Raw genomic sequence first — 6,272 nt, forward strand, 5'->3', positions numbered from 1 at the left:
GTTCGCGCATCCGGAGTCAGCCGAGGCCGGTGCCAGACCGACCCCTCCGACAAGGCCTGTCAATACCGCCGCGATGCCAGCAATCCGCAACTTCCTCATGGCGTCCCCTTCCATGTCCTGCGTCCAGATTTCTTTGCCTGTTCGCTTTTTGGAATCTACAGCACTAGGGATGCCGCTCCAAGGCGAGGCAACGTCTAGGGTCAGGCGGGCATGCGGCGCACGGTCGCGCGGAGGGCTCGTTCGGGGTCAAGCCCGCGTGATCTCGCGGCGCGGACGATATCCAGGAGTCGCTCGCCGAGCTCTTCTTCGGTCACAAAATCAACCAGGGGCGCCCCATCGCTGTCCTCTTGCTCAGGCGCGGCCCCATCCAGCGCCCTGCGCCGCTCGGCCCGACCGAGCGCCTTGTCGGCGAGGGCCAGCGCCGGGAGATGACGAGGGAGGCCCTCGGTGGCCCCGCCATCTCGGTTGCCGCTGGGGAGCACGTCGTCACGGGCAGCGGCTGAAGCCCTCGCTGTCTTCTCCTCGCGCTTCGCGGCGTCCCATGAACTGATGATCTCCTCGACACTCGCAGGGAAGCTCTGCTGCAGTCCGCCGTCGGCCGCAAAAATGTGCCGGTTGCGGCGGATCATCTTCGCGGTGAGCGCCTCGGCGACCGCGTCGAGATCGAAGGCGCCGCGCTCCCGGGCGATCTCGGAGTGCAGCACAACCTGGAGGAGGACGTCCGCAAGCTCACCCTTCAGTTCGTCATCGGGCTGCCCATCCTCGATGGCTTCGACGAGCTCATAGGACTCCTCTACGAGGTACTCCACGAGTGAGGCGTGCGTGAGCGCCGCCGTCCACAGGCAGTGTTCTCGGAGGAGATGGACCACCTCAACAAGACGGTCGACGGCGGCGCTCACGTTCCGGGCCCCTACTCGCCGAGGTTCCCGTACGCCTCGTTGATGAACTCGACGAGGTCCTCACGATCCTCGAGCGGGAGGAACGCGGCCTCGGCAGCGTTGAGGGTGAGTTCGAGAAGATCGTCGAGGTCGTAGTCGAACGCCTCGACGAGCAACTCGAATTCGTCAGTGAGCGACACGCCGCTCATGAGCCGGTTGTCGGTGTTGACCGTGACCTTGAAGCCGAGTTCGTAGAGCATGTCGATCGGGTGATCGAGGATGTCCTCCCCCCAGGGCGCGATCGCCCCGGTCTGGAGGTTCGACGACGGGCAGAGCTCAAGGGGGATCCCCCGATCGCGGACCCACGCGGCCAACTCGCCGAGCGCGACGTCGAGGATCGGCACGCCGTCCTCGTCGACCTCGCCGGACTCCTCGACCGAAATGTCCTCGGCGATGCGGACGCCGTGGCCAAGGCGCAGGGCTCGGCCGTCGACGAGTGCCGACTGGATGCTCTCCAGGCCAGCTGCCTCACCCGCATGCACGGTGGCCGGGAAGTTGTTCCTCGCGAGGTACGTGAAGGCGCCCGCGAAACGCGATGGGAGGAAGCCGTCCTCCGCCCCCGCGATATCGAACCCGACAGCGCCGCGCTCGCGATGACGCACCGCGAGTTCGGCGATCTCCTGCGCCCGATCGGCGTGGCGCATCGCCGTGATGAGCTGACCGACGGCGATGACCCGACCGGACTCCTCGACCCCCGCGATACCCTCCTCGATACCCGCCTGGACTGCCTCGACCGCCTCGTCCAACGTCAGCCCCCGGGTGAGGTGCTGCTCGGGCGCCCATCGGACTTCGCCGTACACCACGCCGTCGTCCGCGAGGTCCTCGACGAACTCGCGGGCGACGCGTCGGAGCGCGGACTCAGTCTGCATGACGGCGACGGTGTGATCGAAGGTTTCGAGGTAACGGGGGAGCGAACCCGAATCCGCGGACTCCCGGAACCACTGGGCCAGCGCGACGGGTTCGGTAGACGGCAGCTCGTGGCCGATCTCTGCGGCGAGCTCGATGATCGTGGCGGGCCGCAGGCCACCATCGAGATGGTCATGAAGGGAGACCTTGGGAAGGGAACGGAGATCGAAGGTGAGATCAGGGGCAGCGTCGATGATCGGCTCAGTCACGGTCCAACTTTAGGGAAGGGCCGGGACGCGCACCAGCCGAGCGTTCGGCGGTCTCCCTGTGCGGCGCATAGTCGTCCGCGGAAGACGTCGCCTCGGGGTGCTGGCTGAGGTGCGCCCGGCGCGCGACCTCTGCCCGCGCCGCCGCACGCTGGGCGTCCTTCGCATCGCGCCAGCGGTGCAGCACCGTGATCAGGTGATCGAGGACCACCCCGAGTATGAGGGCGAACACGACCGCGACGACCGCGCTCATGAGCGGGTTGTGGTGCAGCCATGGGAACGAACTGGCGAGCAGCCCGACTCCGAGGGAGTACCCGACCCACGTCACGCACGCAAACGCGTCAAGCCAGAAGAAGGTGCGGTGGCGGAACCGGGTCGACCCGGCGACATAGTTGACCGCCACGCGCCCCCACGGAATGTAGCGCGCGGTGAAGATGAGGACTGCCCCGCGTTTATCGAGCTCGTGCCGGGCCCAGGCGAACATCTTCTGGACTCTGGGGCGACGCATCCACCGCCACCGATCCGTGCCGATCCCCCGCCCCAGCATGTACGCGGTGTTGTCACCGGCGATCGCGCCCACCAGCGCTGTCAGGCCGAGCACCCACAGATTGGGCTCGCCGCTGTGACGCCAGTAAGCTGCGAGTGCCACAATGAGCGTCTCGCTCGGAGCGATCACCGCGAAGCCGTCGATGAAGAAGAAGACAAGAAGGATCGGATAGATCCACCACTGCCCGGCAGCATGCAGAATCGCGTGATCCAGAACGTTCAGCATGCGATGGTGCTCCTTGTGCGGCGGGCCTCATTTCAGTGTCGCATGCCCTCATGCATGCTGCCATCCGCTGGAGTTACTCCCTCCGCGTAGCAGCGCTGTCCCCTGGCGCCGCTAAGGTCACTTTCAGCGTGTCATGCGACCCGGCCGATGACAAGCTTCTGCGCGGGGCGCGAGCCGGCCGGCGCGATCAGGGCGGCGCCTTCAAGCGCCTCTTTCGCCCGTCCGAAGCGCTCCGGCGTGTCCGTCAGGAGCGTCATGAGAGGCTCTCCCGCGCGGACAAACGCGCCTGGCTTCGCGTGCAGTCGTACTCCCGCGGCCGCCTGCACCGGATCTTCCTTGCGTGCCCGGCCTGCCCCGAGACGCCATGCGGCTACGCCGACCTTGAGGGCGTCGAGCTCGACCAGAACTCCGTCGGCCGCTGCGTAGACGACCTCGGACTCTCGTGCCCGAGGAAGCGCCGCACTCGGGTCGCCGCCTTGGGAGGCGATCATCCGGCGCCACACGTCCATTGCCCGGCCGTCGCGGAGAGCTTGGCCGGGGTCGGCATCGTGGACCCCGGCGCATGCGAGCATCTCCTCGGCCAGACGCACCGTGAGCTCGACGACGTCGTCCGGGCCGCCGCCGGCCAGCACCTCGACCGACTCCTCAACCTCGATGGCGTTCCCCACGGCGAGCCCGAGCGGGGTCGACATATTGGTGAGAAGAGCGACCGTGTTCACCCCCGCGTCCCTGCCCAACGCCACCATCGTCTCCGCGAGCTCGCGCGCCTGCGCCTCGTCCTTCATGAAGGCGCCCGAACCGAGCTTGACGTCCAGGACGAGGGACCCCGTGCCCTCAGCGATCTTCTTGCTCATGATCGACGAGGCGATGAGTGGAATCGACTCCACGGTCCCGGTGACGTCCCGGAGTGCGTACAGCTTCTTGTCTGCCGGAGCAAGCCCGGCACCTGCCGCACAGACGACGGCGCCCACGGCATCGAGCTGGGCCATCATCTCGTCGTTGCTGAGCGAGGCGCGCCATCCCGGGATCGATTCGAGCTTGTCGAGCGTCCCCCCGGTGTGTCCGAGGCCCCGCCCTGAAAGCTGCGGGACAGCGACGCCGAACACGGCGACAAGCGGAGCGAGTGGGAGGGTGATCTTGTCGCCGACTCCCCCGGTGGAATGCTTGTCCGCCGTCGGACGCACCCCGCCGTGCCGCGCCCGCAGGGTGGAGAAGTCCAGGCGCTCGCCCGAGGCGATCATCGCTGCGGTCCAGCGAGCCGTCTCCCGGTGGGTCATGCCATTGAGCAGGATCGCCATCGCGAGTGCCGACATCTGCTCCTCGGCGACGACGCCGCGCGTGTAGGCGTCCACGACCCAGTCGATCTGGCTGTCCGAGAGATCCCTGTGGTCCCGCTTGGTGCGGATGACATCGACGGCGTCAAACGGTTCGCCGACGGCCCGGTCGAGCGGCTCGCTCACAGTCCCTCCTCCCCCGGGGCTTCCAGGCTCTCGGGTCCGAACGCATCGGGCAGCACATCATCGATCGAGCGGACGCCGCGCGTCGTCATAAGCTGCATCCCCGGTGCGCGGAACTCGTAGAGGAGTTGACGACAGCGCCCGCACGGCATGAGCGGCGTCCCCTCGCCATCCACGCAGGCGAAGGCGCGAATCCGCCCGCCGCCGGTCAGCTGGATCTGGCCGACGAGGGTGCACTCCGCGCACAGCGTGAGTCCGTAGGACGCGTTCTCGACATTGCAGCCCGAGACGGTACGCCCGTCGTCGAGCAGGGCGGCGGCCCCGACGGGGAACCGCGAGTACGGGGCGTAGGCCTTGCGCATGGCTTCGTGGGCGAGCAGCGCGAGCGCCGCCCAGTCGACGGCCTCAGTCTCAGGGATCCCCTCGGGCGGCTGCATCGGACCTCAGAGGTCCCGGATGCTGCGAAGGGCGGCCGCGGCGAGCACGCGGACGCCGCACGCGATCGCGCCCTCGTCAGCGATGAGGTCGCCGCGGTGCAGGTCATACTCCTCGCCGCCGGGCGTGCGGATCCCGAGACGGAACATCGAACCCGGGATCTCGGCCAGGAACCAGGCGAAATCCTCCCCGCCCATCGACTGGGGGGTGAGGACGACCGCGTCTTCGCCGAGCTCCGCCCGTGCAGCCGCTTCGATGAGCGCAGTCTCGTGCTCGGAGTTCACGACCGGCGGGACGCCGCGGGTGTGCTCGAGCCGGACGTCGACGCCGTAGGGCGCCGCAACCTGCTGGACCACCTCGTCGAGAAGCTCACCGGCGCTGTGCCATGCCTCGCGGTCGAGGCAGCGCATCGTCCCTGACATGTGCCCGACCGCAGGAATCGCGTTGGGGGCGGCGCCCGCCGCGATCTGCCCCCAGACCATCGAGACGCCGCTCCGAACGTCCACGCGCCGGGACAGCACGGCAGGCACATTGATCGCGATCTGGGACAACGCGAAGACCAGATCCTCGGTCAGGTGCGGGCGGGACGTGTGGCCCCCGCGCCCCACCAGCTCGATCCGGATGGTGTCCGAGGCGGAGGTGATGGAGCCGATCCGCGTCCCAATACGGCCGACCTCGATCCGAGGATCGCAGTGGAGTGCCATGATGCGCGGAACACCCGAGAGAACCCCCTGGTCGATGCACGCGAGCGCGCCGCCCGGCATGGTCTCCTCCGCAGGCTGGAACACGATCCGGACCGTGGCCCCGAGCGGCTCCTCGCGGTGCGTGTCGGCCAGCACGAGGGCCGCACCGAGGGCGCAGGTCGTGTGGACATCGTGGCCGCAGGCGTGTGTGACGCCGTGGTTGAGCGACGCGAAGGGAAGGCCCGTCTCCTCGATGATCGGAAGGGCGTCGATGTCGCCTCGGAGCGCCGTGGCAATCGGCCCCTCGCCGATGTCGACGACGACGCCGGTCCCCTCGAGCCGCTGGGGCTTCAGGCCGGCCGCCTCAAGGCGCGCGACGATCCGGTCGGTCGTGCGGAACTCCTGGAAGCTCAGCTCTGGGTGCGCATGCAGGTCACGGCGGAAGGCAATCAGATCAGGCAGCAGATGATCGAGACGGGGGCCGACGAGGGGCGTCGGGTCGGCTTCCGTGGTGTAGTTGCGCACCCGTTCACTTTAGCGCCACGCTCTCTTCGCCCACGTTTCAGCGGCCGGCCTCGTCATCCGCTCGCCGCTGCAGCAGGCTCAGAGGACGTCGGTGTCCCCGCTCGCCTTGAGCGCCGCCACGGCGCCCTTGACCCGCTGCGCATGCTCCTTGGTCGTCACGAGGAGCGCGTCGGGCGTGTCGACGATCACGACGTCCTGGATGCCGATGAGCGCGATCACGCGCTTCGTGTCCGAGACGACGATCCCGCTCGCGCCCTCCGTGAAGACCCGCGCGCCTTCGCCGAGGACAGTGACGGCGTCGACCTCCCGGGCGCTGTTGAGGCGACCGATCGCGGCGAAGTCGCCCACGT

The 6,272-nt window shown here is 68.3% G+C and carries 6 protein-coding genes and 1 pseudogene; all 7 read right to left on the minus strand.

Annotated features, from left to right (window positions below):
- Positions 1–200: 200 nt before the first annotated feature.
- Positions 201–899, minus strand: a complete 699-nt coding sequence (locus tag V7053_RS06550) for a MazG nucleotide pyrophosphohydrolase domain-containing protein (protein ID WP_334171463.1) — start codon at positions 897–899, stop codon at positions 201–203.
- 11 nt (positions 900–910) lie between these two features.
- Positions 911–2,053 (minus strand): adenosine deaminase, encoded by a 1,143-nt coding sequence (locus V7053_RS06555; RefSeq protein WP_334171464.1) that lies wholly within the window; start codon positions 2,051–2,053, stop codon positions 911–913.
- Positions 2,046–2,822, minus strand: coding sequence for a DedA family protein (locus tag V7053_RS06560; RefSeq protein WP_443022565.1), 777 nt, complete (start codon positions 2,820–2,822; stop codon positions 2,046–2,048). Before V7053_RS06560 ends, V7053_RS06555 begins: the two co-directional genes overlap by 8 nt.
- Before the next feature lie 131 nt (positions 2,823–2,953).
- On the minus strand, positions 2,954–4,282 hold the full coding sequence (locus V7053_RS06565; RefSeq protein WP_334171465.1) for a thymidine phosphorylase: 1,329 nt from the start codon (positions 4,280–4,282) through the stop codon (positions 2,954–2,956).
- Positions 4,279–4,716 carry a cytidine deaminase gene (locus V7053_RS06570; protein ID WP_334171466.1) on the minus strand — a complete coding sequence of 146 codons (438 nt, stop codon included), beginning with the start codon at positions 4,714–4,716 and terminating at the stop codon, positions 4,279–4,281. Before V7053_RS06570 ends, V7053_RS06565 begins: the two co-directional genes overlap by 4 nt.
- A 6-nt stretch (positions 4,717–4,722) precedes the next feature.
- On the minus strand, positions 4,723–5,922 hold the full coding sequence (locus V7053_RS06575) for an amidohydrolase (RefSeq protein WP_334171467.1): 1,200 nt from the start codon (positions 5,920–5,922) through the stop codon (positions 4,723–4,725).
- 78 nt (positions 5,923–6,000) lie between these two features.
- Positions 6,001–6,272 (minus strand): annotated as a pseudogene (locus V7053_RS06580) (mannose-1-phosphate guanylyltransferase); the annotation flags it as partial.

It is taken from the genome of Sinomonas sp. (genome assembly GCF_036848755.1).
In the GTDB taxonomy this organism is placed as follows: Bacteria; Actinomycetota; Actinomycetes; order Actinomycetales; family Micrococcaceae; genus Sinomonas.